Origin of the sequence: Mycolicibacterium chubuense, assembly GCF_001044255.1 — a bacterium.
Classification (GTDB): Bacteria; Actinomycetota; Actinomycetes; order Mycobacteriales; family Mycobacteriaceae; genus Mycobacterium; species Mycobacterium chubuense.
The window spans coordinates 1-25,725 of the sequence record NZ_JYNX01000009.1 but is presented as its reverse complement, the minus strand read 5'-3'; the positions used below and the strand labels follow the sequence as shown (position 1 = coordinate 25,725).

28 protein-coding genes are annotated in these 25,725 nt (G+C 67.3%); 20 read left to right on the top strand and 8 right to left on the bottom strand.

Going from position 1 to position 25,725, the window contains the following annotated elements:
• Nucleotides 1-221 precede the first annotated feature (221 nt).
• The 3 genes from purU to MCHUDSM44219_RS01340 are packed head-to-tail and all read right to left on the bottom strand — an operon-like array spanning nucleotide 222 to nucleotide 3,863.
• Nucleotides 222-1,109, bottom strand: coding sequence for a formyltetrahydrofolate deformylase (gene purU / locus MCHUDSM44219_RS01350; protein ID WP_048416426.1), 888 nt, complete (start codon nucleotides 1,107-1,109; stop codon nucleotides 222-224).
• Nucleotides 1,110-1,113: 4 nt separating this feature from the next.
• Entirely contained in the window at nucleotides 1,114-2,811 is a 1,698-nt protein-coding gene (locus tag MCHUDSM44219_RS01345; RefSeq protein WP_048416425.1) for a tetratricopeptide repeat-containing glycosyltransferase, read from the bottom strand.
• A gap of 5 nt (nucleotides 2,812-2,816) precedes the next feature.
• Nucleotides 2,817-3,863, bottom strand: coding sequence for a class I SAM-dependent methyltransferase (locus MCHUDSM44219_RS01340; protein WP_048416424.1), 1,047 nt, complete (start codon nucleotides 3,861-3,863; stop codon nucleotides 2,817-2,819).
• A 122-nt stretch (nucleotides 3,864-3,985) separates the two neighbouring features.
• Here MCHUDSM44219_RS01340 and MCHUDSM44219_RS01335 point away from each other — a divergent pair, with 122 nt between their 5' ends.
• The 6 genes from MCHUDSM44219_RS01335 to MCHUDSM44219_RS01310 all read left to right on the top strand — a co-directional run bounded on the left by MCHUDSM44219_RS01335 (nucleotide 3,986) and on the right by MCHUDSM44219_RS01310 (nucleotide 10,515).
• Nucleotides 3,986-4,552 carry a hypothetical protein gene (locus tag MCHUDSM44219_RS01335; protein ID WP_236695309.1) on the top strand — a complete coding sequence of 189 codons (567 nt, stop codon included), beginning with the start codon at nucleotides 3,986-3,988 and terminating at the stop codon, nucleotides 4,550-4,552.
• Nucleotides 4,553-4,606: 54 nt separating this feature from the next.
• The gene (locus MCHUDSM44219_RS01330; RefSeq protein ID WP_048416431.1) at nucleotides 4,607-6,232 is read left to right on the top strand and encodes an acyl-CoA dehydrogenase family protein; all 1,626 of its coding nucleotides are present in this window, start codon (nucleotides 4,607-4,609) and stop codon (nucleotides 6,230-6,232) included.
• Nucleotides 6,229-7,203, top strand: a complete 975-nt coding sequence (locus MCHUDSM44219_RS01325; protein WP_048416422.1) for a crotonase/enoyl-CoA hydratase family protein — start codon at nucleotides 6,229-6,231, stop codon at nucleotides 7,201-7,203. The genes MCHUDSM44219_RS01330 and MCHUDSM44219_RS01325 overlap by 4 nt, the downstream gene beginning before the upstream one ends.
• A 21-nt stretch (nucleotides 7,204-7,224) precedes the next feature.
• Nucleotides 7,225-7,935, top strand: a complete 711-nt coding sequence (locus MCHUDSM44219_RS01320) for a PaaX family transcriptional regulator C-terminal domain-containing protein (RefSeq protein ID WP_048416430.1) — start codon at nucleotides 7,225-7,227, stop codon at nucleotides 7,933-7,935.
• The gene (locus MCHUDSM44219_RS01315; protein WP_048416421.1) at nucleotides 7,932-8,753 is read left to right on the top strand and encodes a crotonase/enoyl-CoA hydratase family protein; all 822 of its coding nucleotides are present in this window, start codon (nucleotides 7,932-7,934) and stop codon (nucleotides 8,751-8,753) included. Before MCHUDSM44219_RS01320 ends, MCHUDSM44219_RS01315 begins: the two co-directional genes overlap by 4 nt.
• Before the next feature lie 73 nt (nucleotides 8,754-8,826).
• Nucleotides 8,827-10,515 carry a CotH kinase family protein gene (locus tag MCHUDSM44219_RS01310; protein WP_048416420.1) on the top strand — a complete coding sequence of 563 codons (1,689 nt, stop codon included), beginning with the start codon at nucleotides 8,827-8,829 and terminating at the stop codon, nucleotides 10,513-10,515.
• Here the strand turns inward: MCHUDSM44219_RS01310 and MCHUDSM44219_RS30615 are convergent.
• The gene (locus tag MCHUDSM44219_RS30615) at nucleotides 10,509-11,045 is read right to left on the bottom strand and encodes a DUF3616 domain-containing protein (RefSeq protein ID WP_236695308.1); all 537 of its coding nucleotides are present in this window, start codon (nucleotides 11,043-11,045) and stop codon (nucleotides 10,509-10,511) included. The two genes, MCHUDSM44219_RS01310 and MCHUDSM44219_RS30615, sit on opposite strands and share 7 nt — an antisense overlap.
• 9 nt (nucleotides 11,046-11,054) lie before the next feature.
• On the opposite strand from MCHUDSM44219_RS30615, the gene MCHUDSM44219_RS30610 reads away from it, so the two are divergent.
• Entirely contained in the window at nucleotides 11,055-11,474 is a 420-nt protein-coding gene (locus tag MCHUDSM44219_RS30610) for a hypothetical protein (protein ID WP_236695307.1), read from the top strand.
• On the opposite strand, the gene MCHUDSM44219_RS01300 is transcribed toward MCHUDSM44219_RS30610, so the two are convergent.
• Together MCHUDSM44219_RS01300 and MCHUDSM44219_RS01295 are read right to left on the bottom strand one after the other, a co-directional pair.
• Nucleotides 11,461-11,874, bottom strand: coding sequence for a DUF3060 domain-containing protein (locus tag MCHUDSM44219_RS01300; protein ID WP_236695306.1), 414 nt, complete (start codon nucleotides 11,872-11,874; stop codon nucleotides 11,461-11,463). The two genes, MCHUDSM44219_RS30610 and MCHUDSM44219_RS01300, sit on opposite strands and share 14 nt — an antisense overlap.
• 2 nt (nucleotides 11,875-11,876) lie before the next feature.
• Nucleotides 11,877-12,227: a DUF3060 domain-containing protein gene (locus MCHUDSM44219_RS01295; protein WP_048416417.1), complete on the bottom strand. Its 351-nt coding sequence runs from the start codon at nucleotides 12,225-12,227 to the stop codon at nucleotides 11,877-11,879.
• Nucleotides 12,228-12,308: 81 nt separating this feature from the next.
• On the opposite strand from MCHUDSM44219_RS01295, the gene MCHUDSM44219_RS01290 reads away from it, so the two are divergent.
• The 10 genes from MCHUDSM44219_RS01290 to MCHUDSM44219_RS01245 all read left to right on the top strand — a co-directional run bounded on the left by MCHUDSM44219_RS01290 (nucleotide 12,309) and on the right by MCHUDSM44219_RS01245 (nucleotide 21,370).
• The gene (locus tag MCHUDSM44219_RS01290; protein ID WP_048416416.1) at nucleotides 12,309-12,845 is read left to right on the top strand and encodes a DUF3558 domain-containing protein; all 537 of its coding nucleotides are present in this window, start codon (nucleotides 12,309-12,311) and stop codon (nucleotides 12,843-12,845) included.
• Nucleotide 12,846: 1 nt separating this feature from the next.
• The gene (locus MCHUDSM44219_RS01285; protein ID WP_048416415.1) at nucleotides 12,847-13,374 is read left to right on the top strand and encodes a DUF3558 domain-containing protein; all 528 of its coding nucleotides are present in this window, start codon (nucleotides 12,847-12,849) and stop codon (nucleotides 13,372-13,374) included.
• A gap of 59 nt (nucleotides 13,375-13,433) precedes the next feature.
• Nucleotides 13,434-14,009, top strand: coding sequence for a TetR/AcrR family transcriptional regulator (locus MCHUDSM44219_RS01280; protein WP_048416414.1), 576 nt, complete (start codon nucleotides 13,434-13,436; stop codon nucleotides 14,007-14,009).
• A 271-nt stretch (nucleotides 14,010-14,280) separates the two neighbouring features.
• Nucleotides 14,281-14,655, top strand: a complete 375-nt coding sequence (rpsL, locus tag MCHUDSM44219_RS01275; protein WP_003929602.1) for a 30S ribosomal protein S12 — start codon at nucleotides 14,281-14,283, stop codon at nucleotides 14,653-14,655.
• On the top strand, nucleotides 14,655-15,125 hold the full coding sequence (gene rpsG / locus MCHUDSM44219_RS01270; protein ID WP_043405699.1) for a 30S ribosomal protein S7: 471 nt from the start codon (nucleotides 14,655-14,657) through the stop codon (nucleotides 15,123-15,125). Before rpsL ends, rpsG begins: the two co-directional genes overlap by 1 nt.
• Before the next feature lie 79 nt (nucleotides 15,126-15,204).
• Nucleotides 15,205-17,307 (top strand): elongation factor G, encoded by a 2,103-nt coding sequence (gene fusA, locus MCHUDSM44219_RS01265; protein ID WP_048416413.1) that lies wholly within the window; start codon nucleotides 15,205-15,207, stop codon nucleotides 17,305-17,307.
• 84 nt (nucleotides 17,308-17,391) lie between these two features.
• The gene (gene tuf, locus MCHUDSM44219_RS01260; RefSeq protein ID WP_048416412.1) at nucleotides 17,392-18,582 is read left to right on the top strand and encodes an elongation factor Tu; all 1,191 of its coding nucleotides are present in this window, start codon (nucleotides 17,392-17,394) and stop codon (nucleotides 18,580-18,582) included.
• A gap of 247 nt (nucleotides 18,583-18,829) precedes the next feature.
• A complete protein-coding gene (locus MCHUDSM44219_RS01255) occupies nucleotides 18,830-19,618 on the top strand; it encodes a cutinase family protein (RefSeq protein ID WP_048416429.1) in 789 nt (262 codons plus the stop codon).
• Nucleotides 19,619-19,652: 34 nt separating this feature from the next.
• The gene (locus tag MCHUDSM44219_RS01250; protein ID WP_048416411.1) at nucleotides 19,653-20,477 is read left to right on the top strand and encodes an SHOCT domain-containing protein; all 825 of its coding nucleotides are present in this window, start codon (nucleotides 19,653-19,655) and stop codon (nucleotides 20,475-20,477) included.
• 59 nt (nucleotides 20,478-20,536) lie between these two features.
• Nucleotides 20,537-21,370, top strand: a complete 834-nt coding sequence (locus tag MCHUDSM44219_RS01245) for a mycofactocin-coupled SDR family oxidoreductase (RefSeq protein ID WP_048416428.1) — start codon at nucleotides 20,537-20,539, stop codon at nucleotides 21,368-21,370.
• Here the strand turns inward: MCHUDSM44219_RS01245 and rocD are convergent.
• Complete coding sequence (gene rocD / locus MCHUDSM44219_RS01240) at nucleotides 21,367-22,587, bottom strand: ornithine--oxo-acid transaminase (protein WP_048416410.1); 1,221 nt, start codon at nucleotides 22,585-22,587, stop codon at nucleotides 21,367-21,369. The two genes, MCHUDSM44219_RS01245 and rocD, sit on opposite strands and share 4 nt — an antisense overlap.
• Nucleotides 22,584-23,432, bottom strand: a complete 849-nt coding sequence (gene ddaH / locus MCHUDSM44219_RS01235; RefSeq protein WP_048416427.1) for a dimethylargininase — start codon at nucleotides 23,430-23,432, stop codon at nucleotides 22,584-22,586. The genes rocD and ddaH overlap by 4 nt, the downstream gene beginning before the upstream one ends.
• 121 nt (nucleotides 23,433-23,553) lie before the next feature.
• On the opposite strand from ddaH, the gene MCHUDSM44219_RS01230 reads away from it, so the two are divergent.
• From MCHUDSM44219_RS01230 to MCHUDSM44219_RS01220, 3 genes are all read left to right on the top strand, one after another.
• Nucleotides 23,554-24,000 (top strand): Rv2324 family transcriptional regulator, encoded by a 447-nt coding sequence (locus MCHUDSM44219_RS01230; protein ID WP_048416409.1) that lies wholly within the window; start codon nucleotides 23,554-23,556, stop codon nucleotides 23,998-24,000.
• A 56-nt stretch (nucleotides 24,001-24,056) separates the two neighbouring features.
• Nucleotides 24,057-25,229 (top strand): NAD(P)/FAD-dependent oxidoreductase, encoded by a 1,173-nt coding sequence (locus tag MCHUDSM44219_RS01225; RefSeq protein WP_048416408.1) that lies wholly within the window; start codon nucleotides 24,057-24,059, stop codon nucleotides 25,227-25,229.
• Nucleotides 25,230-25,461: 232 nt separating this feature from the next.
• Nucleotides 25,462-25,725 (top strand): DUF222 domain-containing protein (locus tag MCHUDSM44219_RS01220; RefSeq protein WP_236695310.1); only part of this gene is annotated, 264 nt, incomplete at its 3' end.

The following is a 25,725-nucleotide window of genomic DNA, read 5'->3' as shown; positions in this document are numbered from 1 at the left end:
CGGGCGGTTCGGGCGGCTCCGGAGGCTCGGGTGCCTCGGGCAGCGGCGGCGGCGCGGGCGGCTCAGGCGGTTCGGGAGGCTCCGGCGGCAGCGGCGGCTCGGGTGGCTCGGGCGGCTCGGGTGGTGCCGGGGGTTCTGCGAACGAGTAAGGTCCGGTTACCGATCGGGGCGGCCCCCCTCCTTCGGGAGGGGGGCCGTCCCCTTGGTGCAGAGCGGGCGAACTACAGACAGATGGTCTGGTTGCCGAAGCGGATCACGCGATCCTCGCAGTGCCACAACACCGCTCGCGACAGGACGGCCCGTTCCACGTCGGCGCCGAGGCGCACCAGATCGTCGACGCTGTGCCGGTGATCGACCCGCACCACATCCTGTTCGATGATCGGCCCCTCGTCGAGATCCTCGGTCACGTAATGGGCCGTCGCCCCGACGAGTTTGACCCCGCGCTCCTTGGCCCGCCGATACGGCGACGCGCCGATGAACGCGGGCAGGAACGAGTGGTGGATGTTGATCAACGGACACCCGACCTGCCCGATGAAGTTCGGCGTCAGGATCTGCATGTAGCGGGCCAACACCACGAGGTCGACGTTCCCGCGCAGGAGATCGAGTTGTCGCCCCTCGGCCTCGTCGCGAATGTCTTTGCGCGCCGGCACATGAAGGAACGGCACACCGAACGGCCGCACCGCGTCGGCCAGGTCCGGATGGTTGGCGATCACCATCACCACCGACATGTCGAGCTCGCCGCGCCGGTTGCGCCACAGCAGGTCCAGCAGACAGTGATCCTCAGTGGACGCCATGATCGCAACACGCTTGGGTTTCGCGGCCTCGGTGAGCCGGAAGTCCATGCCGAACGGTCCCGCGACGCGGTCAGCGAAGTCGCGCTCGAGCTGATCCCGGGCGGCTGGCAGTCCCGGGAGGTGAAAGATCGTGCGCTGCATGAACGTTCCGCCGGTCGGCTCCGTGGAGTGTTGATCCAGAGAGATGATGTTAGCCCCGATCTCGGCGAGGAACGTGCTGACGGCGGCGACCAGTCCGGGTCGATCGGCGCATCTGAGCAGTATTCGACCGATGTCCCTGGGGCCGCGGATGTCGCTACCGGTGTGTTCGCTCACGAGATCACGCCTGCAGGACGCAGAGCACTTCGTCGAGAGTGGCCGTGCCGGAATATGTTTCGGTCGCGTGCCAGCGCGAGCAGTCGAACATGGCCGGCCCGATCGCGGCGGCGTCGGTCAGTACGTAGTGGCCCGCGCCGTCGATGCGACGGAGCACGCTCCGGGGCGGTACCAGTCCGGTCAGTTTGTCGGCGTCATCGAAGTTGACTCCCACCTGGTAGACGTTCGGCTCCGCTTCCAGCACGCTCGTCAGCCGCGTGAGGTAGTCGTCGCGGGCGAAGAATTGCCAGCCCATGCCGAGATTGAGCCAGAAGCGGGTGCCGATGACCTCACGGATCTCCGACACCGACGTCCCGGGAGCGAACTGCCGGAACTCCAGGAAGGGATACCGCGCCGAGAGTGCCTGGCGATCCTGCGGCCACAGACCGACGTCGACGACCAGCACCGGGCCGACGCGGGAGAGATCGGTACAGCAGTGCAAGAACGAATTCAGCGTGCGCTCGGTTGCCGCCACCTCGGGCCCGGCGACCACCGTGACCGTGACGTCGCCGTCCCGTGGGCCGGCTGAGAGGGCGCGCACCCGGTCCTCGGGATACGCCTGCGCCACATCGATCAGCGGTCGTGCTCCGCAATCCCGGTTGGCGGCGATGCGTTGCCGGTCTTCGTCACCGATGTCGTCCCGGCTCAGCAGTCGCCGGCAGATTGCGAAAGTTTCGTCGCTCTTGCCGATCCACGACGCGCAGACGGCCTGCTCGTCGAGTGCCCGCCACGCATAGACCTCGGCGCCGAGAAACAGCGAGTCGTTCTGCGGCACGGGGATCTGTGTCGCCCGTTCGGCGAACAGATATCCCAGCTGAAAGCGCTGATTGCTGCGATACCAGTGCGCAATGGCGTAAAGCGGTTCGGCTCGGATGGGTCGGAACTCCCACGCGCGCAGATACGCGTCCTGCACGTCGGGCCAGGGATAGTCCAGGCGCAGCATGGATTCGGCGATCCGGGCAATCGAGTAGTAGATCTCTTCGTCGTAGCCGCCCATCTCGGCGCGGCGGGTGTACCACGTGTGGGCGCTCGCGATATCGCCGTAGTCGAAGTAGCTCTGGGCGAGGTAGAACACGGATCGCGGATCGTCGGGATTCCGCTCGACCTCGGCCAGCAGCACTTCCGCGTCACGCAGATACTTCTCCGGGTCCAGGCTGCGGCCGCCGAGCCGGCGCGACTCGATGTAGTAGTCGCCGTCGAGACGCTCCTCGACACAGGGTCGGTCGCAGTCGGCGTACTCGTGAAGCACGCCGACGTAGCGCCACGGCAGCCCGTCCCGGAACAGCTGCCGGCGCCAGTAACTGACGTCCGGCCCGTAGTGAAGCTGGTACAGGTCCGCGGTCAGGCCACTGAAATCCGGCGTGCCGACGAGAAGATCGTCGGCGTCCATCACCCAGATGTAGTCGCCGTGCCCGGCCGCCAGCGCCAGAGCTTCTGATCGGTTGTGGCCGAAGTTGCGCCACGGCCGCTCGTGCAGTTCCCCCGGGATACCCAGTGCGGCCATGTGATTGCGGATCACGTCCGGCGTGCCGTCGTCGGAGCCGGTGTCGACGATCACCCACGAGGAGATGTAGGGCGCGACCGAGTCGAGGACCTCGCGGACGATGTGCGCTTCGTTGCGGACGATCATGTTGAGACAGATCGCCGGCACCGCTCCGGTCATGGCGGCTACGCCGTTTTCTGGTAGACCAACCAGCGCATCTCGATCGGCGACTGCTCCCGCGGCACGTCGAACACGTCGAGCCCGCTCACCCAGTCCGCGTACCACCCGGTCGGCGGCCACACCCCGGCCGGTAGATTGGCCTGCTCGTAGTCGTACACCGAGTCGTTGCTGACCAACTCGAACGGCAGACCGGCCACCGCCGCGTTGATCTCATCGCCGGTGAAGATCGAGGTGTACATCTGCTGCCCGAGTTCGCGGGCCGCCTCCGCCAGCTCGTTGACGGCGTCGTGGGAAAGATAGCCGGGGCGGGGGGTGAAGGTGTTGAACACCAACTGGCCACCCGGGGCCAGACATTGAGCCGCCAACTCGAAGATGGCACGCAGCTGCTCCGGTGACCGGAAGTCCGAGACGACCTCCGACAGGACGATCAGCTGGTAGTCGTGTTGCAGGTCCTCCATGCTCTCGAAGACGTCGCGGTCGATTACGCGGACGTCGAGGAGTTGCTTGTAGGCGTCGGCGCGCAGGATCTCCGCGAATCTCGGCGTCAGCTCGACGACGTCGACGGGATGGCCCCGCCGGGCCAGCGCCAAGGCGTTGCGTCCCGTGCCGCCACCGATGTCGAGAACGCGAGCCGTTCGGGGATCGTCGGCCTCCGCGGCGAGCGCCGACACCCGTGCGTCGGGCATGGTGCCGAACAGCGGCGGTTTGCGGGTGGCCACCCAGTTGTCGTACGTCTCTTCGAGCGTCGACGCCTCGGGCTGGATGAAGTAGTTGACCACGGTGCCGATCGGAGCCTCGTAACTGATCACGATGTTGGACCGGTTCGAGGCCGAGTAGGCGTTGGCCAACTCCTTGGCGAGTAACGCACGGAGATGGTCGCGTTCCTCGGTGGAGAACTTTCGGCCGAGCGCGGAAAAAGTGTTGTCGCACAGCGACACGTACTCGTCGAGCATGCCGGGAACCGCAGGCAGCGAGATCTTCCCGCTGGAGACGCCCCGCCGGAGCAACTTCCGGGCCATCGCTTCCCGCATGTACGCCGTATCGATCGACATCAGTACCCCCAAGAAAGCTGTAACACCCCGACGGCTGACAATACACAAACTGTTCTTGCGAAAAGCAGTAACCGAAATGACGATCCGGTCGCCGATCCATACCGTTCGGACATTCCCGACCTGTGAAGGCCCGTCGTGCCCTTACGATCGCGAGCGTGGCTGATGATCAAGAAGTTTCGCTTGCAAGTACTTCCGAACCGCGTGTCTCGCGCGTCCCTCAGAAGGTCGAGCGCAACCGGTCGCCACTGGCGCCGATCGCTTTGCTGGCGGCATTGGTCGCGATCGGTGTCGCGGTCTGGGCGCTGCTGAGCGTCCCGGATGCGTCCCCGACCGCCGAGCGTCAGCTCTCGGGCGATCCGAAGACCCGTGTCTGCGATGCCGGTCAGCTGGTGGCCATGGGAGTGCAGATACAGACGAATGTGCGCATCGGCACCGAACCCGCCGCGCTGGAGGCGGTGGCCGCCAATGCGCGGCTGTCGATGCTCGGAGGCGGCGACTACCTGCTCAGCCAGATCAGCGCCGATACTCCGGGCGACATCGCCGACGCAGCCCGGAAGTTCGGCAGTGAACTGCAGGTGATCGGCATGAACGCGATCGCGGGCACCGACAACGCCGATCCGGCCCAGGCCGACCGGATCAAGGCGGCCGAGTCGAGCCGGAACACGCTGGGCGAGCTCTGCGCCAAGTGATCAACCCTGTTACAGATCTTGTGTGACCGTCGCACAAATGTAACAGTGGACGACATGGACACCCATGTCGTCAGCAATCAGGTCCCTCCGCTGGAGAACTTCAACCCGGCGGCCTCGCCCGTATTGGCCGAGGCGCTGATCCGCGAGGGCGGCCAATGGGGCGCCGACGAGGTCCACGAGCTGGGGGCACTCGGCGGCTCGACCCGCGCCCAGCGCTGGGGTGAACTCGCCGACCGGAACCGGCCGGTGCTGCACACCCACGACCGGTATGGGCACCGGATCGACGAGATCGAGTTCGACCCCGCCTACCACGAGCTGATGACCGTCGCCATCGGTCACGGCCTGCACGCCGCACCCTGGGCGGACGACCGCCCCGGTGCGCACGTCGTGCGCGCCGCGAAGACGTCCGTGTGGACGCCGGAGCCGGGCCACGTCTGCCCGATCTCGATGACCTACGCCGTCGTCCCGGCCCTGCGGCACAACCCCGAACTGGCCGCGGTCTACGAGCCGTTGTTGACCAGCCGCAGCTACGACCCCGAGTTGAAGGTGCCCACCACCAAAGCCGGCATCACCGCAGGCATGTCGATGACCGAGAAGCAGGGCGGGTCCGACGTCCGCGCCGGCACCACCGAGGCCACCCCGAACGGTGACGGCACCTACTCGCTGCGCGGGCACAAGTGGTTCACCTCGGCGCCGATGTGCGACATCTTCCTGGTGCTCGCGCAGGCGCCCGGCGGCCTGAGCTGCTTCCTGCTGCCGCGCATCCTGCCCGACGGCAGCCGCAACCGGATGTTCTTGCAGCGGCTCAAGGACAAGCTGGGCAATCACGCCAACGCCTCGAGCGAGGTGGAGTACGACGGCGCCACGGCCTGGCTGGTGGGCGAGGAAGGCCGCGGCGTGCCGACCATCATCGAGATGGTCAACCTGACCAGGCTGGACTGCACGCTGGGCAGTGCGACCAGCATGCGCAACGGACTGATGCGTGCCATCCACCACGCCCAGCATCGAAAGGCGTTCGGCGCCTACCTGATCGATCAGCCGCTGATGCGCAACGTGCTGGCCGACCTCGCCGTCGAGGCCGAGGCGGCCACGATGCTGGCGATGCGGATGGCCGGCGCCACCGATCACGCCGTGCGCGGCGACGAGCGCGAAACCCTGCTCCGCAGAATCGGGTTGGCCGCTGCCAAGTACTGGGTGTGCAAGCGTGCGACACCGCACGCCGCCGAGGCCATGGAGTGTCTCGGCGGCAACGGGTACGTGGAGGACTCCGGCATGCCCCGGCTGTACCGGGAGGCGCCGCTGATGGGCATCTGGGAGGGCTCCGGCAACGTCAGCGCGCTGGATACGTTGCGCGCCATGATGACTCGCCCCGAGTGCATCGACGTTCTGTTCGACGAGCTCGCCACCACCGCCGGCCACGATCCGCGCCTCGATGCGCATGTGGGCACACTGCGGCCGCAGCTCGGCGATCTCGAGTCGATCCAGTACCGCGCCCGGCAGGTGGCCGAGGACATCGCGTTGGCGCTGCAGGGCTCGTTGCTCGTACGCCACGGCCATCCCGCGGTCTCCGAGGCGTTCCTGGCCACCCGGATGGGCGGCCAGTGGGGCGGCGCGTTCGGCACGCTGCCCACCGGGCTGGATCTCGCGCCGATCCTCGAGCGCGCGATGGTCAAGGCATGACCCACGCAGACCGGCGGGCAGGAGCGGAGCGACCCGGGAATGGACTCAGACCCGTCGACTTCGACGATCTGAAGACGATGACCTACGAGGTCACCGACCGGGTCGCCCGGATCACCTTCAACCGCCCGGAGAAGGGCAATGCGATCGTCGCGGACACCCCGCTGGAGTTGTCCGCCCTCGTCGAGCGCGCCGATCTCGACCCCGACGTGCACGTGATCCTCGTATCGGGCCGCGGCGCCGGGTTCTGCGCGGGTTTCGACCTGTCGGCCTACGCCGAGGGCTCGTCGTCGGCGGGCGGCGGAAGCCCCTACCGCGACACCGTGCTGTCGGGGAAGACGCAGGCGATCAACCACCTGCCCGATCAGCCGTGGGACCCGATGATCGACTACCAGATGATGAGCCGGTTCGTCCGCGGGTTCTCCAGCCTGATGCGCGCCGACAAGCCGACCGTGGTCAAGATCCACGGATACTGCGTGGCCGGGGGCACCGACATCGCGCTGCACGCCGACCAGGTGATCGCCGCCGCGGATGCGAAGATCGGTTACCCACCCACCCGTGTGTGGGGGGTGCCGGCGGCCGGTCTGTGGGCGCACCGGCTCGGCGATCAGCGTGCGAAACGCCTTCTGTTGACCGGTGATTGCATCACCGGTGCGCAGGCCGCGGAGTGGGGACTGGCGGTCGAGGCGCCGGCGCCCGAGGATCTCGACGAGCGTACCGAGCGCCTCGTGGAGCGTATCGCGGCCATGCCGGTGAACCAGCTGATGATGGTCAAGCTCGCCCTGAACAGCGCGCTCTACAACCAGGGTGTGGCCAACAGCGCGATGATCTCCACGGTGTTCGACGGCGTGGCACGGCACACGCCCGAGGGACACGCCTTCGTCGCCGAGGCGCGCGAACACGGCTTCCGTGAGGCGGTACGTCGCCGCGACGAACCGTTCGGCGATCACGGCCGCGCCACCTCGGGGGTTTAGGTGCCCGAGCCGGTGAGGCGGATGACGGCACGCTCGGTGGTGCTCAGCGTGCTGCTCGGTGCCCATCCGGCCTGGGCCACCGCGGCGGAGTTGCTCAGGCTCACCGCGGATTTCGACCTCAAGGAGCCGACGGTGCGGGTGGCGCTGACCCGGATGGTCAGCGCCGGCGACCTCGTGCGCTCCGATGACGGCTACCGACTCTCCGACCGGCTCCTGGCGCGCCAGCGCAGGCAGGACGCCGCGCTCGACCCGCGCACCCGGCGCTGGGACGGGTCGTGGACCGCGGTGGTCGTCACCAGTGTCGGCAACGATGCGCGCACTCGCGCTTCGATCCGAAGTGCACTGCAGGACAACAGGTTCGGTGAGCTCCGAGAAGGGGTATGGCTGCGTCCGGCCAATCTCGACGTCGAGCTGCCCGGCGAGGTGGCCGGGCACAGTCGGACCATGCGCGCGCACGACGATGATCCCGCGGGTCTGGCGGCTGCGCTGTGGGATCTGCCGGGCTGGATCTCCGCCGGCGAGGATCTGCTCGCCGAGATCACCGCTGCCCCTGATGTGCCGGGCCGGTTCACCGCCGCCGCGGGCATCGTGCGCCACCTGCGCACCGACCCCGTGCTCCCCGAGGAACTGCTGCCCGCGGGGTGGCCGGGCGCCCCACTGCGCGCGGCGTATCACGACTTCGCCGCGGAACTGGCCGCGCGGCGCGACGACGAGATGATGGAGGCGCGATGACTCAGGGCGGCGTGCGAGTCGAGAAGAACGGCCCGGTCACCACGGTGATCATGGATCGGCCACAGGCCCGCAACGCGGTCAACGGCCCCGCGGCCGCCGAGCTGTACGTGGCGTTCGACGCGTTCGACAAGGACGACTCTGCGTCGGTGGCCGTGTTGTGGGGAGACAACGGAACCTTCTGCGCGGGCGCGGATCTCAAGGCCTTCGGAACCCCGGAATCGAATGCCGTGCATCGCAGCGGTCCTGGTCCGATGGGGCCGAGCCGGATGGTGCTCTCCAAACCCGTCATCGCCGCGGTGAGTGGCTACGCGGTGGCCGGCGGCCTGGAGCTGGCGCTGTGGTGCGATCTGCGGGTGGTCGAGGAGGATGCCGTGATGGGTGTCTTCTGCCGACGGTGGGGGGTGCCGCTCATCGACGGCGGCACCGTGCGGCTGCCACGGCTGATCGGGCAGAGCCGGGCGATGGACCTGATCCTGACCGGACGCGCGGTCGGCGCCGAGGAAGCCCACGCCATCGGCCTGGCCAACCGCGTCGTGCCGAGGGGGCAAGCCCGCGCCGCGGCAGAAGAACTCGCCGCTGAACTGGCCAGGCTCCCGCAGCTGTGTCTGCGCAACGACCGGATGTCCGCGCTCACCCAGTGGGGGATGTCGGAGGCCGACGCGATGGATTTCGAATTCGGCAGCATGTCGCGCGTCGCCGCCGAATCACTGCAGGGCGCAGCACGTTTCGCCGCCGGCGCCGGCCGGCACGGCGCCGGCGCGGCGTCGACGACGCAATACCTGCCCGGTCCGGGCACGATGGCTGCGGAAAGCGAGTAGCGTCCTACTCACGCGCAACGGAATGCCCCGTCGCACCCTGAGGGGACGCCGCGACGCACCGGGAGACGTGACCATGACTGCTCTTCAGCAACAAGCGCTCGATTCGTTCTACGCGATCGACAACGTGATCACGATCAAGATCACGATGCCAGCGGCGGAGTGGGATGCGCTGCGGAACGAGGAGCCCAAGGGCGGTCGCTGCAACTTCGAGTTCGCCGACGGCGCCAGGTACACCTGGCGCAAGGCCGACTCGGTCGAGATATCCGGCACGAAGTTCCCGGCTGCGACCACGTTCACTGACGTGGGACTCAAGAAGAAGTCGTTCTGCGGCTCGATCGACAGCGACAAGCCCTGCCTGCATGTCGACTTCGGCAGACTGGGCGACGCCAACGTCGCCGGCATCGAGGCCCTGATCGGGTCGCGCTACGTCACACTCAACAACTCCATCCAGGACAGGTCCTACATCAAACAAGCGCTCGGCTACCGATTGCTGGGCATGGCGGGACTGCCCCATTCACGCTGCAACTACGCCCGCGTGTTCGTCAACGGAACGCCGGTCGGTCAGGGGGCCGGCGGCGCCAGAGCCCCGGGTGTCTATGTCAACGCCGAGCCGGTGATGAAGCGCTACATCGAGCGCAACTTCAACGGCAACATGAAGGGCAACCTGTACGAGCTCGAGCACCACGACGATGTCGTCGAGGAGAGACTCGACTTCATCGGCGTGGAGGCGCTGTCTGAATTCGAGGACAAAGCCGATCTCACGTTCGCGTGCGCTCACATCAAGGCGAACGGCCTCGCGGGTGCCGACCAGGTGTTCGACATGGGTCAGTTCCTCAAGATCTACGCGATGGAGTTCTTCCTCAAGCACTGGGACGGCTACGCCGACAACACCAACAACACCTACCTCTACAACGACGTCACAGCCGTCGCGGCACCGGGTGTGGGCGACATCAGGTTCAAGATGATTCCCTGGGGCATCGACCAGACACTGCAGCCCGACAGGCCGTTCAAGTTGGGCCGTGACGGCATGATCGCCCAACTGGTGCGCAATGACGACGCACGCCGCAAGCAGTTGTTCGACCAGATCAGGGCCTACCGCGACACGATCTTCAGCCGCGAGAACCAGCAGACCGTCCTTCGGCCCCTGATCGACGAGATGCAGGCACTGCTGACGGGATTCGGCGTCCCCGACATCGTCACGGAAATCGACCTGGTGCGGCAGCAACTGCGACTGGCCGAATCGGCCGGATACATCGCCACGGGTCTGCCGGGCCCGGCCGATCCCGTCTACATCCTCAAGCACGATACGAGTGCTTGCCTGCATGCCAGCAACACCGAGTCGATTCCGCCCGGCACACCCACCCCGGCGAATTTCGAGGTCTACCACCAACCGCTCAAAGACGACAACGATCCGGCCGACCTGTGGGCGATCGACGACCTCGGGACCGGAAAGTCGTTGACCAGCAGGGCTTTCAGCCGGAATCTGCATGCGAGCGCGTCGCAGGTCACCCCGCAGGGGCACAAGTATCTCTACACCTGCGCGCCGAGCAACGACCAGCACGCCGAAGAGTTCACGATCGCCCCGGTCCCCGTCCCGGTCACCGATCCGGCGAACCCGCCGGGCCGGTTCGCCTATACCGGCTATTTCAATCTGGTCAGCGTGCGGACGACGGAGATGGCGAAGTTCGGGCTCGATCTCACTCCGGGTGGCAGGGCCAGGGTGCATCAGGAGCTGCCCGGCTCCAACCTCTATTTCTACTGACCACCCGCGGGGTGATCGCAGACCGCGTAGCCGCCCCGGTCGTCGACGATCAGGAGTTTTCGGTCGCCGCCGCGGGAGAACGCGACGACGCCCTCGGGCTTCATCGATCGGTGGAAGGTGACGTCAAGCAACTCGATCTGATGGCCGGCGCCGCTCCATGTGCCGAGCTGGAACGGATCGTCGCCTGAGCTGATGGAGCGCCCGAGCAGCACCAGGAAGTCTCCGGTCTGTTCGTCGTGGGACAGGTCGCGGATGCCTTGCGCCGCGGTGGACCGGGGGAGCCGGATCTGCACTGCCGACGGCGCGCCCAGTGACGGCACCGTCCACGGGGCACGGACCGCGTCGACGGGAATCCGGATCACGGTGGCCGCTCCGGGTGCGTTGGGTGCCCGCACGCCGAACAGCAGTGTCCGGGTGCGCGGGTCCCAGGCGAGGCCTTCGATGTTCAACCCGCCGTCGTCGGGGGTGCGCCGGCCGGCCGCGGCCAGCGAAGGCATGAGGCGCAGCAGCCAATCGCGGAATCCGTGCATGCATTCTGCGTGAAGGTCACCGTGGTGGGTGTATCGGACCCGCACCAGTCCGTCACTGACTCGGTGCCCTTCTTCGGACACACAGAGCGAGGAGGTGATGATGAGGAAGATTTCGCCGTCGCTGTCGATGCGCGTCAGCCCTTCGGGATCGCGCAACTGGCCCTCGGCGATGCCGGCCAGGGGGCGCCGCGAAATCCGTTCTGCCTCTTCGTCATCGGCTCCCAGCGCCAGCTCGAACACGGCTGTCGGGTCGTTGTTGTCGATGAACACGAACCGGCCAGGACCGACCTGTACCACACCGGAGGCGTTGAACGGCGCGTGTCCGTTGCTCTCGTCGAACGCCGTCGACTTGATCTTCCTGTGTCGGAAACGACCCGCGATCGCGTGGAACGCCGCCGCGAAGTCGGGCAGCGACCTACCCCTTGCTGATCGTGTTGTTGCTGCCGGTGTCGTTGACCTTCGGGTCGCCGTCGCGGTAGGTGACGGTGTTGTTCAGTCCCACCACCGACAGTTCGGCGTCGACCCGGTCGAACGTGATCTTGTTGTCGGCCCCGCCGATGTTGACGTTCGCACAGGTGCCCGTCACGGTCAGCGTGTTGTTCGAGCCGCCGACGTTGAGGGATTTCCCGTCGGCGCAGTCGATGTCGGCCGTCGTGCCGAACGATCCGTAATTGATCGTGTTGCCGATCTCGATCTGCGCGCCGGAGGAGCCGGCCGTGGCCGACGGCCTGTCGGTGTCGGAACTGTTCGACCCGCACGCGGAGAGTCCGAATGTGGCTGCTGACAGCGCCGCGACACCGGCACCGGCGAGTACTCGAAGGGGATACACGCTCAGGCGGGTACCCGATCGATGCGATTTGTCATCCCGAGTTCGCGACCGCGGTCCCAGACGATGGGCGCGCCGTTCTTGTAGAACACCGTCTGGTCGTAGCCGTAGACCGTGACGTCGTTGATGACGTTGTCGGCCACGATCACGTTCGAGGACCCCTGCACCGTCACCGCCCAGCAGGTTCCGACCGCGGTGATCTGATTGCCGGTCCCCACCACGATGAGGGTCGCGTTGTTGCAGTCGATGGTGCGGGAGACGCCCTGGCCGGTGATGTGGGTGTCACCGTTCTTGGCCTGCGCCGGCGGACTCAGCGTCAGCACCGCGGACATCGTCAGCACGCACGCGCCCAGCATTCGTCCCGTTGTGGTCACACCGGCAGCCTACGACGTCGGACGAGTCGCCACAGCCAGTTGTGCTGGGTACCGTGAGCTGCGATGCGCCGACGTGTCCTCGAAGTCCTCACCGTTGCTGTCCTGGGGGCCGCGACCGCTGGGGGCTGCGCGCAGACCGTCGAAGGCGTGGCGCAACGGGAGGACGGAACCGTCCCCGACCCGGACCGCACCTACGGCTACGTCGACGACCGCTGCGGACTGCTCGACGACAGCACGGTGCAGGCGACGTTGGGCGCAGCCGAGGTGATCCGGCCCTATAGCGGTGCGGTGTGCCAGTACATCCTGTCTCGGCCCGGCTCCGGCACGATCGACGTGACGTTCTCCTGGTTCGACACCGGCAACCTGGCCCGCGAACACGAACTGGCCGCGCGGCGCGGCGCCGTCGTCAAAGACACCGTCGTGGAACGGCATCAGGCGTTCTCCGCGCGCCGCGACGTCACCGGCGCCGCCTGCTCGGCCACCGCGGCGGCCGGTACCGGGGTGCTCAGCTGGTGGGTGCAGTACCGCGGCCAGAAGACGGGCGACCCGTGCGTCGACGCGCAGAAGCTCCTCACGGCCACCCTGCGCTCGGACATGTGAGATGACCGCCGTTCGCCTCGTCGCCGGGCTCTGCCTGACGCTCACCCTGGCCGCCTGCTCAGGCCCCGAGCGTCCGGCCGAGCCGTCGTCCGGCGGCGGCTCCGGCGCGGCAGGCGGTGGGTTCCGCAGCGTGGACTGCAACGGCATCACCGATGCCGACGTGGCCAAGGCCGCGGGATCGAACCTGTTCACCCCCGCCGTGGTCAGTGACGCCGGGTGCTTCTGGCAGGAGAACACCATGATCGGCAACGTCGGGGCCGGCATGGGCATCTCGACGTGGTGGTACCGCGGCAGCGACATGGACACCGAGCGTGAACTCGAGCAGCAGGCCGGCCGCACGCTGACCGAGCTCGCGATCGACGGGAACGAGGGCTTCAAGGCGTCCGACGACTCGGCGTGCAGCATCTACGTGGCCAAGGGCGGCGACGTCATCACGTGGTCGATCCAGACGATGAACTCGGAGACACTGCCGGATCTGTGCACGATCGTCGGTCAACTCGCGCAGCTCAGCCAGGAGCGGGTGAACTAGAGTCTCTCGTCGACCCTCGTAGCGTTCGGGTCGGCCGCGGCGAAGGGGGAACCACGAAGATGGCAACTCGGCCGCCGCGCACGGCGAAGCTGAGCCGCGAGGCCATCGTCAACGCCGCGCTGACGTTCCTGGACCGCGAGGGCTGGGACGCCCTGACCATCAACGCGCTCGCCGCCCAACTCGGCACCAAGGGTCCGTCGCTGTACAACCACGTGCACAGCCTCGACGATCTGCGCCGCTCGGTGCGGATGCGCGTGGTCGGCGACATCATCGACATGCTCAACACCGTCGGTCAGGGCCGTACGCCCGACGATGCGGTGATGGTGATGGCCGGTGCCTACCGCAGCTACGCGCACCACCACCCGGGCAGGTACTCGGCGTTCACCCGGATGCCGCTCGGCGGGGACGACCCGGAGTTCACCGAGGCCACGCACGCCGCGGCCGCGCCGGTGATCGCGGTCCTGTCCGCCTACGGTCTGGACCAGGAGTCGGCATTCTTCGCCGCACTGGAGTTCTGGTCGGCCATGCACGGGTTCGTGCTCCTGGAGATGACCGGGGTGATGAGCGGCCTCGACACCGACGCGGTGTTCAGCGACATGGTGATGCGGCTGGCCGCCGGCATGCGGCACCGGTGACGGGTCGCAGCCGCAGCGGTGCAGGTCAGCGGGTTTTGTCGAGGTCCGCGGCCCTGGTATTGTGGATCGTCGTGCCTGGCAGATAAGGCGCTTGAGGCTTGACTGAGTCACAAGCACGCCTGCACGCCGGGCCACTTTGCATGTCTAGCGCCGCGGGCGCCTTGGAAATTACTCCGAGATTCACGCGGCGGCCGCATGCGACACGCCCGGATGCGGGGTAGCCCGCGACACGAAACTTAAAGAAGACGCAAGCAACACAGGAAGCCGGTACATGCCAACCATCAACCAGCTGGTCCGTAAGGGTCGCCGCGACAAGATCGCCAAGGTGAAGACCGCGGCGCTGAAGGGCAGCCCGCAGCGTCGCGGTGTGTGCACCCGCGTGTACACCACGACCCCGAAGAAGCCGAACTCGGCGCTTCGCAAGGTCGCGCGTGTGCGACTGACCAGCGCGGTCGAGGTCACCGCCTACATCCCGGGTGAGGGCCACAACCTGCAGGAGCACTCGATGGTGCTCGTGCGCGGTGGTCGTGTGAAGGACCTTCCGGGTGTGCGCTACAAGATCATCCGCGGCTCGCTGGACACCCAGGGCGTGAAGAACCGCAAGCAGGCCCGCAGCCGTTACGGCGCGAAGAAGGAGAAGAGCTGATGCCGCGCAAGGGACCGGCGCCCAAGCGTCCGTTGGTCAACGACCCCGTCTACGGCTCGCAGCTGGTCACCCAGCTCGTGAACAAGGTGCTGCTGGACGGGAAGAAATCACTGGCCGAGCGCATTGTCTATGGTGCGCTCGAACAGGCCCGGGACAAGACCGGCACTGATCCGGTGGTCACGCTCAAGCGGGCCATGGACAACGTCAAGCCCTCGCTCGAGGTCCGCAGCCGCCGCGTCGGTGGCGCCACCTACCAGGTTCCGGTCGAGGTTCGTCCGGACCGCTCGGTGACGCTGGCGCTGCGCTGGCTGGTCAGCTTCTCCAAGCAACGCCGCGAGAAGACCATGGTCGAGCGTCTGGCCAACGAGATCCTCGATGCCAGCAACGGCCTGGGTGCCGCGGTCAAGCGCCGCGAGGACACCCACAAGATGGCCGAGGCCAACCGCGCCTTCGCGCATTACCGCTGGTGATTGCACACCCTGCAGTCACTGAGGACCGCAGGGCGCAACTGAACACCCGACAAGCAAGCGAAAGAGTGGGAATTTAGCCGTGGCACAGGACGTGCTGACCGACCTCACGAAGGTCCGCAACATCGGCATCATGGCGCACATCGATGCCGGCAAGACGACGACGACCGAGCGCATCCTCTACTACACCGGTATCAGCTACAAGATCGGTGAGGTGCACGACGGTGCCGCCACGATGGACTGGATGGAGCAGGAGCAGGAGCGAGGGATCACGATCACCTCGGCTGCCACCACCTGCTTCTGGAACGACAACCAGATCAACATCATCGACACCCCCGGCCACGTCGACTTCACCGTCGAGGTGGAGCGTTCGCTGCGTGTGCTCGACGGTGCCGTGGCCGTCTTCGACGGCAAGGAAGGCGTGGAGCCGCAGTCCGAGCAGGTCTGGCGGCAGGCCGACAAGTACGACGTGCCGCGCATCTGCTTCGTCAACAAGATGGACAAGCTGGGCGCCGACTTCTACTTCTCGGTGCGCACCATGGAGGAGCGCCTCGGCGCCAACGTCATCCCGATCCAGCTGCCCATCGGCTCCGAGGGTGACTTCTCCGGCGTCGTCGACCTGGTCGAGATGAAGGCCAAGGTGTGGAGCGCCGAGGCCAAGCTCGGTGAGAAGTACGACGTCGTCGACATCCCGGCCGATCTGCAGGAGAAGGCCGACGAGTACCGCACCAAGCTGCTCGAGGCGGTCGCCGAGACCGACGAGGCCCTGCTGGAGAAGTATTTCGGCGGCGAAGAGCTCACGATCGAGGAGATCAAGGGCGCGCTGCGCAAGCTGACGATCAGCTCGCAGGCCTACCTCGTGCTGTGCGGCTCGGCGTTCAAGAACAAGGGCGTGCAGCCCATGCTCGACGCGGTGATCGACTACCTGCCGTCGCCGCTGGACGTGCCGCCCGCCGAGGGTCACGCTCCGAACAAGGAAGACGAGCTGATCACCCGCAAGCCGTCGACCGACGAGCCGTTCTCGGCGCTGGCGTTCAAGGTCGCCACGCACCCGTTCTTCGGCAAGCTGACCTACGTGCGCGTGTACTCCGGCACCGTCGAGTCGGGCAGCCAGGTCATCAACGCGACCAAGGGCAAGAAGGAGCGGCTGGGCAAGCTGTTCCAGATGCACTCCAACAAGGAGAACCCTGTCGAGCGCGCATCGGCCGGCCACATCTACGCCGTGATCGGTCTGAAGGACACCACGACCGGTGACACGCTGAGCGATCCGAACCAGCAGATCGTGCTGGAGTCGATGACGTTCCCGGATCCGGTCATCGAGGTGGCCATCGAGCCGAAGACCAAGAGCGACCAGGAGAAGCTGGGCACCGCGATCCAGAAGCTCGCCGAAGAGGACCCGACCTTCAAGGTGCACCTGGACCAGGAGACCGGCCAGACCGTCATCGGCGGCATGGGCGAGCTGCACCTGGACATCCTGGTGGACCGGATGCGTCGCGAGTTCAAGGTCGAGGCCAACGTCGGCAAGCCGCAGGTGGCCTACCGCGAGACGATCAAGCGCAAGGTCGAGAAGGTCGAGTTCACCCACAAGAAGCAGACGGGTGGCTCCGGCCAGTTCGCCAAGGTGCTCATCGACCTCGAGCCGTTCAGCGGCGAGGACGGGGCGACCTACGAGTTCGAGAACAAGGTCACCGGTGGCCGCATCCCGCGCGAGTACATCCCGTCGGTGGACGCCGGTGCGCAGGACGCCATGCAGTACGGCGTGCTGGCCGGCTACCCGCTGGTGAACCTGAAGGTCACCCTGCTCGACGGCGCGTTCCACGAGGTCGACTCGTCGGAAATGGCGTTCAAGGTGGCCGGCTCGCAGGTGCTGAAGAAGGCCGCGCAGGCAGCGCAGCCCGTCATCCTGGAGCCCATCATGGCCGTCGAGGTCACCACCCCCGAGGACTACATGGGTGATGTGATCGGCGACCTGAACTCCCGCCGTGGTCAGATCCAGGCCATGGAAGAGCGCAGCGGTGCGCGCGTCGTCAAGGCGCAGGTGCCGCTGTCGGAGATGTTCGGCTACGTCGGCGACCTTCGGTCGAAGACCCAGGGCCGGGCGAACTACTCCATGGTGTTCGACTCGTACGCCGAGGTTCCGGCGAACGTGTCGAAGGAGATCATCGCGAAGGCGACCGGGCAGTAGCCCGGTTGCTCAGCTGAGAACCACAACTGCAAAGATCAACCCTGCTTTAGAAGAAGCACCAACACAGTCCAGGAGGACAACACAGTGGCGAAGGCGAAGTTCGAGCGGACGAAGCCGCACGTCAACATCGGGACCATCGGTCACGTTGACCACGGCAAGACCACCCTCACTGCAGCAATCACCAAGGTTCTGCACGACAAGTACCCGGAGTTGAACGAGTCGCGCGCATTCGACCAGATCGACAACGCGCCTGAGGAGCGTCAGCGCGGCATCACGATCAACATCTCCCACGTGGAGTACCAGACCGAGAAGCGTCACTACGCGCACGTCGACGCCCCCGGTCACGCCGACTACATCAAGAACATGATCACCGGTGCCGCCCAGATGGACGGCGCGATTCTGGTGGTCGCCGCGACCGACGGCCCGATGCCGCAGACCCGCGAGCACGTGCTGCTGGCCCGCCAGGTCGGTGTGCCCTACATCCTGGTCGCCCTGAACAAGGCCGACGCGGTGGACGACGAGGAGCTGATCGAGCTCGTCGAGATGGAGGTCCGCGAACTGCTGGCCGCCCAGGACTTCGACGAGGACGCCCCGGTCGTGCGCGTCTCGGCGCTCAAGGCCCTCGAGGGTGACGAGAAGTGGGTCAAGTCCGTCGAGGACCTCATGGACGCGGTCGACGAGTCGATCCCGGACCCGGTCCGCGAGACCGACAAGCCCTTCCTGATGCCCGTCGAGGACGTCTTCACGATCACCGGCCGCGGCACCGTGGTCACCGGTCGTGTCGAGCGCGGCGTGATCAACGTGAACGAGGAAGTCGAGATCGTCGGCATCCGCCCCACCGTCACCAAGACCACGGTCACCGGTGTCGAGATGTTCCGCAAGCTGCTCGACCAGGGCATGGCCGGTGACAACGTCGGCCTGCTGGTCCGTGGCATCAAGCGCGAGGACGTGGAGCGCGGCCAGGTCGTCATCAAGCCGGGCACCACCACCCCGCACACCGAGTTCGAGGGCCAGGTCTACATCCTGTCCAAGGACGAGGGTGGCCGCCACACGCCGTTCTTCAACAACTACCGTCCGCAGTTCTACTTCCGGACCACGGACGTGACCGGCGTGGTGACCCTCCCCGAGGGCACCGAGATGGTGATGCCCGGTGACAACACCGACATCTCCGTCAAGCTGATCCAGCCCGTCGCCATGGACGAGGGCCTGCGCTTCGCGATCCGCGAGGGCGGCCGTACCGTCGGCGCCGGCCGCGTCACCAAGATCCTGAAGTAGGCTCCGCCTACGGTGATCCTCTGAGTGATCTAGCTTCTGCTGCGAGAGTGGCGCTCACCCTTCGGGGTGGGCGCCACTTTTGTGTCCGGGAGCAGGTGTAACGCTGATCTCGCGGCCGGCGATGTACTGTACGGCGGCGGTCGAGGGGTCCGCCGCCTTCACTTTGTCGTGGTGTGGGCCAGAGGATCATTCGTTGAGTACACGTATTTCGACTTTCGCAGCCGCCGCCCTCGTGGGCGGCGCCGCCATGTTCGGCCTGTCGGCCGGCACCGCCTCCGCACAACCGGCCTGCCCGGACGTGCACTGGATGGGAGCCGCCGGATCGGGCGAGCGCACCCCCGCCGACATCGCCGCCGATGACGGCATGGGCCGCGTGGTCAACAAGTCCTACCGGGACTTCGCCGGGCTGGTGCAGAGCAGCGGCCGCACGATCACCGCCGAGGCCGTCGAGTATCCCGCCGTCCCGGTACCCGCCGACGGCGGCGCGATGGGCTGGCTCGGCTTCATGGGCAGCGTCGACACCGGCGCCGCAGCGCTGGCCTCGCAGTACGCGGCGTTCGTCGCGCAGTGCCCGACGACCCAGGTGGTGCTGGCCGGTTACTCGCAGGGCGCGATGGTGGTGCACCGCAACCTGGCGGCGCTCGAGACCAGCCCCAACCTGGCCGCGGCGCTGCTGGTCGCCGACGGCGACCGCCTCCCGGCCGATCCGACGCTGAACCTCGGCTCCGTCACGGCGGTGCCCGGGCGCGGGAAGGGCGTCGCGCAGGACTGGCCGATCCTCGCCCACACCCCTGCTCCGCTGACGCCCGCGATGGGCGCCCGCACGATCAGCGTCTGCGACCTCGGGGACGCCGTGTGCGACTACGACCCCGACGCCGAGGACGACATGAACCCGGCCGCGGTCGCGGTGCACACCAGCTATGCGCGCAACGCGTCGGCAATGGACGCCTGGACCGCACCGCTGTTCCGTCTGGTGCAGAGTCGGCCGGTCGCGGTTCCGGACGCCAATCCGATGCAGGTGGCCGCCGGATCCTGACCGGGGACGGCCTGCTGGGGTCATAATCTGACCCGTGTCGACTTTCTGGCGGTATGTCCGGGTTCAGCTGTTCGTCCTGCTGTGCGGCATCGTCGGGCCGATCTTCCTGGTCATCTACTTCGCGTCGGGCGCCAGTCCGCTGATGAAGTGGATGTTCTGGACGGGCCTGCTCATCACGGCCGTCGACGTCCTGATCGCGCTGGGCATCACCAGCGCCGGGACGCGTAAGGCCGCCAAGACCCAGGCCCTCGAGGCCACCGGCGTGCTCGCACTGGCTCAGGTGGTCGGCATCCAGGAGACCAACACCCGCATCAACGACCAGCCCCTGGTCAAGATCAACCTGCAGGTCTCGGGGCCCGGCATCACCCCGTTCTCGACGCAGGACACGGTGATCGCGTCGGTGAGCCGGCTGCCGATGATCACCAGCCGCAAGCTGGTCGCCCTCGTCGACCCCGCCACCAACGACTACCAGATCGACTGGGAGCGCAGCGCTCTGGTGAGCGGCATGATGCCCGCGACGTTCACTGTGGCCGAGGACAACCGCACCTACGATCTGACCGGCCAGACCGAGCCGTTGATGGAGATCCTGCAGGTGCTCAAGGCCAACGGCATCGGCATGGACAGCATGATCGACCTGCGGGCCAACCCGGCGGCCCGCGCACAGGTGCAGGCCATCGTCCGGCGCGCCGGCGCGCAGCATGCCCCGCCGCCCCCGGTGCCGGCCGGGGCGCCGCCGATGCCCTCGCCCGAACCGACGACAGCGCAGCGCCTCCAGGAACTCGAGACGCTGCGGGCCACCGGGTCGATCACCGACGCCGAATACGCCGCCAAACGGCAGCAGATCATCGCCGACCTGTAGACATCTAGAACGCGTTCTAGTTTGCCTGTTAGCCTGACCCGGTGACCTCAGATGCACCCCTGGAAGGCCGCGTCGCGCTGGTGACCGGAGCGGCGCGCGGGCAGGGCCGCGCGCACGCCGTCCGGTTGGCCGGCGACGGCGCCGACATCGTCGCGATCGACATCTGCAAGCCGGTGTCGGACACCGTCACCTACCCGATGCCGACGGCCGACGATCTGGCCGAGACCGCGCGCCTGGTCGAGGAGGCGGGCCGCAAGGTGATCGCCCGGGAGATCGACATCCGCGATCTGGGCGCGCAGCAGCAGCTGGTGGCCGACGCCGTGGAACAGTTCGGCCGGCTCGACATCGTGGTGGCCAACGCCGGCATCCTCAGCTGGGGCCGGATCTGGGAGATGTCCGAGGAGCAGTGGGACACCGTCATCGAGGTGAACCTCAACGGCACCTGGCGCACGATCAAGGCGGCGGTGCCCGCGATGATCGAGGCCGGGAACGGCGGGTCGATCATCATCGTCAGCTCGTCGGCAGGCACCAAGGCCACCCCGGGCAACGCGCACTACTCGGCGTCCAAGCACGGCCTGGTGGCGCTGACCAACGCACTGGCGATCGAGGCGGGGGAGTTCGGGATCCGGGTCAACTCCATCCACCCCTACTCGATCGACACGCCGATGGTGCAGCCCGAGGCGATGATGGAGATCTTCGGCAAGTATCCGGCGTTCCTGCACAGCTTTTCGCCGATGCCGTATCACCCGGTGAATCATCAGGGCAAGAAGGGGCTCAAGGAGTTCATGACGCCTGAGGAGGTGTCCGACGTGGTCGCGTGGCTGGCGGGGGACGGGTCGGCGACGATCTCCGGCTCTCAGATCGCCGTCGACCGCGGCACCGCCAAGTACTAGCGGGCCAGCACCTCGGCCAGTTGGTCGACGGCCCAGTCGATTTCGTCTGCGGTGATGACGAGCGGCGGGGCGAAGCGCAGTGTGGAACCGTGGGTGTCCTTGACCAGCACCCCGCGTTCGGCCAGCCGCAGGCTGATCTGCTTGCCGGTGCCGTGCACGGGATCGATGTCCACCCCGGCCCACATGCCCTTGCCGCGCACCTCGAGCACGCCGCGCCCGATCAACTCGTTCAGGCGGGTGTGGAGGTGTACGCCGAGTTCGGCTGCGCGCCGCTGGAATTCACCGCCGGCGAGGATGTCGACCACGGTGGTGCCGACGGCCGCGGCCAACGGGTTGCCCCCGAACGTCGAGCCGTGCTCGCCCGGATGCAGGACGCCGAGCACGTCCCGGTCGGCGACCACCGCCGACAGTGGGACCACCCCGCCGCCGAGCGCCTTGCCCAGCAGGTAGATGTCCGGCACCACGTTCCAGTGGTCGCACGCGAACGTTCGGCCCGTGCGGGCCAGACCGGACTGGATCTCGTCGGCGATCATCAGGACATTGCGCTCGGTGCACAGCGCGCGCACCCGCGGCAGGTAGTCCTCGGGCGGCACGATGATGCCGGCCTCACCCTGGATCGGTTCAAGCAACACGGCGACGGTGTTCTCGTCGATCGCCCGGGCCAGCGCATCGGCGTCCCCGAACGGCACCGACCGGAAACCCGGTGTGTACGGACCGAATCCGCGCCGGGCGGTCTCATCGTCGGAGAAGCTGATGATCGTCGTGGTGCGGCCGTGGAAGTTGTTCTGCGCCACCACGATGTTCGAGGTCCCCGCGGGCACACCCTTGACGTCGACACCCCACTTGCGCGCCACCTTGATGCCGCTCTCGACGGCCTCGGCGCCGCTGTTCATCGGCAGCACCATGTCCTTGCCGCACAGCTCCGCCAGTGCGGCGCAGAACGGCGCCAGCCGGTCGGAGTGGAATGCGCGGCTGACCAGCGTCACCAGATCCAGTTGGGCGTGTGCGGTCGCGATGATCTCGGGGTGCCGGTGGCCGAAATTGACCGCCGAGTACGCGGCCAGGCAGTCGAGATACCGCTTTCCCTCGACGTCGGTGATCCAGGCGCCGTCCGCGCTGGCGGCGACGACGGGCAGCGGCGAGTAATTGTGCGCGACGCAGCGGTTGTCGAGGGCGATCGCGTCGGCGGTGTGTGTGGCGGCGTGCATAGCGGTCATGAATGTACCTCCAGGGTGCAGCATTTCACCGAGCCGCCGCCTTTGAGCAGCTCGGACAGGTCGACGCCGATCGGCCGGAAGCCGTTGTCGCGCAACTGATCGGCGAAGCCGGTGGCGGCGGCGGGCAGGACGACGTTGAGGCCGTCGGAGACGGCGTTGAGCCCGAGCACGTAGGCGTCGGCGGTGGCCACCTCGATGGCGTCGGGGAACAGGTCGCGCAGCGTGGTCCGGGAGTGCTCGTCGAACGCCGGCGGGTAGTAGGCGACGGTGGTGTCATCCAGGACGGCGAGCGCGGTGTCGAGGTGGTAGAACCGCGGATCGACCAGTTCCAGGCCGACCAGCGGCATGCCGAGGTGCTCGGCGATCTCGTGGTGGGCCCGCCGGTCCGTGCGGAAGCCGTGGCCGGCCAGGATCATCGATCCGGCGAGCAGCAGATCGCCCTGCCCCTCGTTGACGTGCCGGGTCTCGGTGGCGGCGAAGCCGTTGTCCGCCATCCATGCGGCGTAGGCAACCGCCTCGGCGGCCCGCTCCTGATAGGCGAAGCGCGCAACGACGGCCTTGCCGTTGACCACCATTCCGCCGTTGGCGGCGTAGACCATGTCGGGCAGGCCGGCGACGGGTGCGACGAGATCGACGGTGTGGCCGAGGTCGAGATAGGTCTGGCGCAGCGCCTCCCACTGCGCGACGGCGCGGCGCGTGTCGACCGGGGTCGAGGTGTCCATCCACGGGTTGATGACGTACTCGACGGAGAAATACTCCGGGCACGTCATCACATACCGTCGGGGCCGGGCGGTGCGGGCGGGTGCGGTGTCCTGGGCCGGGGAGGTGGCGGTGGCGAGGTCCATCGTCATGGATCAACGATATTTCGGGTCGCTCGCGCAATCAATCAACACCCATTGCGCGTCTACATGCTGTTTGTTGTGCCAAAATCGACTTTGCATTGTTTTGTTGCGTACAAGGAGTGATATGGATCGGCTGGACGCGACCGACGAGTTGATCCTCGCCGAACTCGCCGAGAACGCCCGCGCCACGTTCGCCGAGATCGGGCAGCGGGTGAACCTGTCGGCGCCCGCGGTGAAGCGTCGTGTCGACCGGATGCTCGACACCGGCGTGATCCGCAACTTCACCACGGTGATCGACCGCAACGCGCTCGGTTGGACCACCGAGGCCTATGTTCAGGTGTTCTGCCACGGGACCATCGCTCCTGACCAGTTGCGCGCGGCGTGGCAGGACATCCCGGAGGTGGTCGGCGCGGCGACGGTGACCGGAACGGCCGATGCGATGCTGCATGTGCTGGCCCGGGACATGCGCCACCTCGAGGAGGCCCTGGAACGGATCCGCTCGAGCGCCGACATCGAACGCAGCGAGAGCATCGTGGTGCTGTCCAACATCATCGAGCGGGCGCGGGGCTGAGCGCCCACGCGTGGGGTGGCGCACAACGGATTCGCCTGATCGTGTAAAAAGCCCAGATGAGCACTTCAGGGGTCGTGATCGTCGGCGGCGGGCTGGCCGCCGCCCGCACCGCCGAGCAACTGCGTCGTGCCGAGTTCTCCGGACCGATCACGATCGTCAGCGACGAGGACCATCTGCCCTACGACCGGCCGCCGCTGTCGAAGGAGGTGCTGCGCGCCGAGACCGACGACGTCAGCCTGAAGCCGGCGGAGTTCTACGCAGAGAAGGACATCACGCTGCTGCTCGGAAACGGCGCGCGATCGGTCGACACGGACGCCAAGACGGTGACGCTGGCCGACGGCAGCACGCTCGGATATGACGAGCTGGTGATCGCGACGGGCCTGGTGCCCAAGCGGATTCGGTCGTTCCCCGACCTGCCGGGGATTCACGTGCTGCGCAACGTCGGCCAGAGTCTGGCGCTGCGGCGGGAGGCGGCCGACGCCCGCCGTGTCGTCGTGGTCGGCGCCGGCTTCATCGGCTGCGAGGTGGCGGCGAGCCTGCGCAAGCTCGGCGTGGACGTGGTGCTCGTCGAACCGCAGCCCGCACCGCTGGCGTCGGTGCTGGGGGAGAAGATCGGGGAGTTGGTGACCCGACTGCACCGGGCTGAGGGTGTCGACGTCCGGTGCGGCGTCGGCGTGTCCGAGGTGACTGGCGACGACCGCGTGCGCTCGGTGACGCTGTCGGACGGCGAGCAGATCGACGCCGACATCGTCGTGGTGGGCATCGGCTCGCATCCGGCCACCGACTGGCTCGAGGGCAGCGGGATCACGGTGGACAACGGTGTGGTGTGCGACGACGCCGGCCGCACCAGCGCACCGCACGTGTGGGCCATCGGCGACTGCGCGTCCTGGCGCGACGACGTGAAAGGTCAAGTCCGCGTCGAGCATTGGAGCAATGTGGCGGATCAGGCCCGCGTGCTGGTGCCGGCGATGCTGGGCCAGGACGCGCCGGCGGCCGTCTCGGTGCCGTACTTCTGGAGCGACCAGTACGACGTCAAGATCCAGGCCCTCGGGGAGCCGGAGGCCACCGACACCGTGCACATCGTGGAGGACGACGGGCGCAAGTTCCTGGCCTACTACGAGCGCGACGGTGTCGTGGTCGGCGTGGTCGGCGGCGGGTTCCCCGGCAAGGTGATGAAGGTGCGGGCCAAGATCGCCGCCGGCGCGCCGATCACCGATCTGCTGGACTGAGGCCTCCGCCCGTCCGGCGCGAGCGTGCGTGTCTTCGGTCGACACGCCGCTTTCGGCGGACATTTCATGCACGCTCGGCGTGGCCGAGAACTGTTGCGGCGCCGGGGTTATCCCCAATCCCGGATTCATCCACAGGCGGCGGGATTCGTGTTTCGGGATGACGTTCTGGCAGGCGGTCGCCGGCGTGGTGATCGGCACCGGGCTGGGCGCGATCGCGCTCAGAATCGTACGTATGTTCGATCAGCTGTTCGCCGACGTCGCCGATGAGGCGTTGCTGGGCGCGATCGAGCAGGCCGCTGTGGAAGAGGCCCAGGCCAGTGCGCGGCGACTCGCCGCGATCGCCGAGCTGACCCACCGCACCGTCGATGACGACGATGAACGCTCCCGCTGGAGCTTTGATCTGTGGGCCGCCACCTCCGTCGACATCGGCGCCGCGCTGAGCATCGGACAGCGCCGCGCCTCGGCGCAGATGCGCATCGCGATGGCCCTGCGCGAC

Bases quoted from the DNA above. Each gene is read 5' to 3' on its own strand.
- MCHUDSM44219_RS01345 (WP_048416425.1), bottom strand. From the start codon at position 2,811: ATGACCGGAGCGGTGCCGGCGATCTGTCTCAACATGATCGTCCGCAAC.
- MCHUDSM44219_RS01340 (WP_048416424.1), bottom strand. From the start codon at position 3,863: ATGTCGATCGATACGGCGTACATGCGGGAAGCGATGGCCCGGAAGTTG.
- MCHUDSM44219_RS01330 (WP_048416431.1), top strand. From the start codon at position 4,607: ATGGACACCCATGTCGTCAGCAATCAGGTCCCTCCGCTGGAGAACTTC.
- MCHUDSM44219_RS01325 (WP_048416422.1), top strand. From the start codon at position 6,229: ATGACCCACGCAGACCGGCGGGCAGGAGCGGAGCGACCCGGGAATGGA.
- MCHUDSM44219_RS01320 (WP_048416430.1), top strand. From the start codon at position 7,225: ATGACGGCACGCTCGGTGGTGCTCAGCGTGCTGCTCGGTGCCCATCCG.
- MCHUDSM44219_RS01315 (WP_048416421.1), top strand. From the start codon at position 7,932: ATGACTCAGGGCGGCGTGCGAGTCGAGAAGAACGGCCCGGTCACCACG.
- MCHUDSM44219_RS01310 (WP_048416420.1), top strand. From the start codon at position 8,827: ATGACTGCTCTTCAGCAACAAGCGCTCGATTCGTTCTACGCGATCGAC.
- MCHUDSM44219_RS30615 (WP_236695308.1), bottom strand. From the start codon at position 11,045: ATGCACGGATTCCGCGATTGGCTGCTGCGCCTCATGCCTTCGCTGGCC.
- MCHUDSM44219_RS01295 (WP_048416417.1), bottom strand. From the start codon at position 12,227: ATGCTGGGCGCGTGCGTGCTGACGATGTCCGCGGTGCTGACGCTGAGT.
- MCHUDSM44219_RS01290 (WP_048416416.1), top strand. From the start codon at position 12,309: ATGCGCCGACGTGTCCTCGAAGTCCTCACCGTTGCTGTCCTGGGGGCC.
- MCHUDSM44219_RS01285 (WP_048416415.1), top strand. From the start codon at position 12,847: ATGACCGCCGTTCGCCTCGTCGCCGGGCTCTGCCTGACGCTCACCCTG.
- MCHUDSM44219_RS01280 (WP_048416414.1), top strand. From the start codon at position 13,434: ATGGCAACTCGGCCGCCGCGCACGGCGAAGCTGAGCCGCGAGGCCATC.
- rpsL (WP_003929602.1), top strand. From the start codon at position 14,281: ATGCCAACCATCAACCAGCTGGTCCGTAAGGGTCGCCGCGACAAGATC.
- rpsG (WP_043405699.1), top strand. From the start codon at position 14,655: ATGCCGCGCAAGGGACCGGCGCCCAAGCGTCCGTTGGTCAACGACCCC.
- MCHUDSM44219_RS01255 (WP_048416429.1), top strand. From the start codon at position 18,830: ATGTTCGGCCTGTCGGCCGGCACCGCCTCCGCACAACCGGCCTGCCCG.
- rocD (WP_048416410.1), bottom strand. From the start codon at position 22,587: ATGACCGCTATGCACGCCGCCACACACACCGCCGACGCGATCGCCCTC.
- ddaH (WP_048416427.1), bottom strand. From the start codon at position 23,432: ATGGACCTCGCCACCGCCACCTCCCCGGCCCAGGACACCGCACCCGCC.
- MCHUDSM44219_RS01230 (WP_048416409.1), top strand. From the start codon at position 23,554: ATGGATCGGCTGGACGCGACCGACGAGTTGATCCTCGCCGAACTCGCC.
- MCHUDSM44219_RS01225 (WP_048416408.1), top strand. From the start codon at position 24,057: ATGAGCACTTCAGGGGTCGTGATCGTCGGCGGCGGGCTGGCCGCCGCC.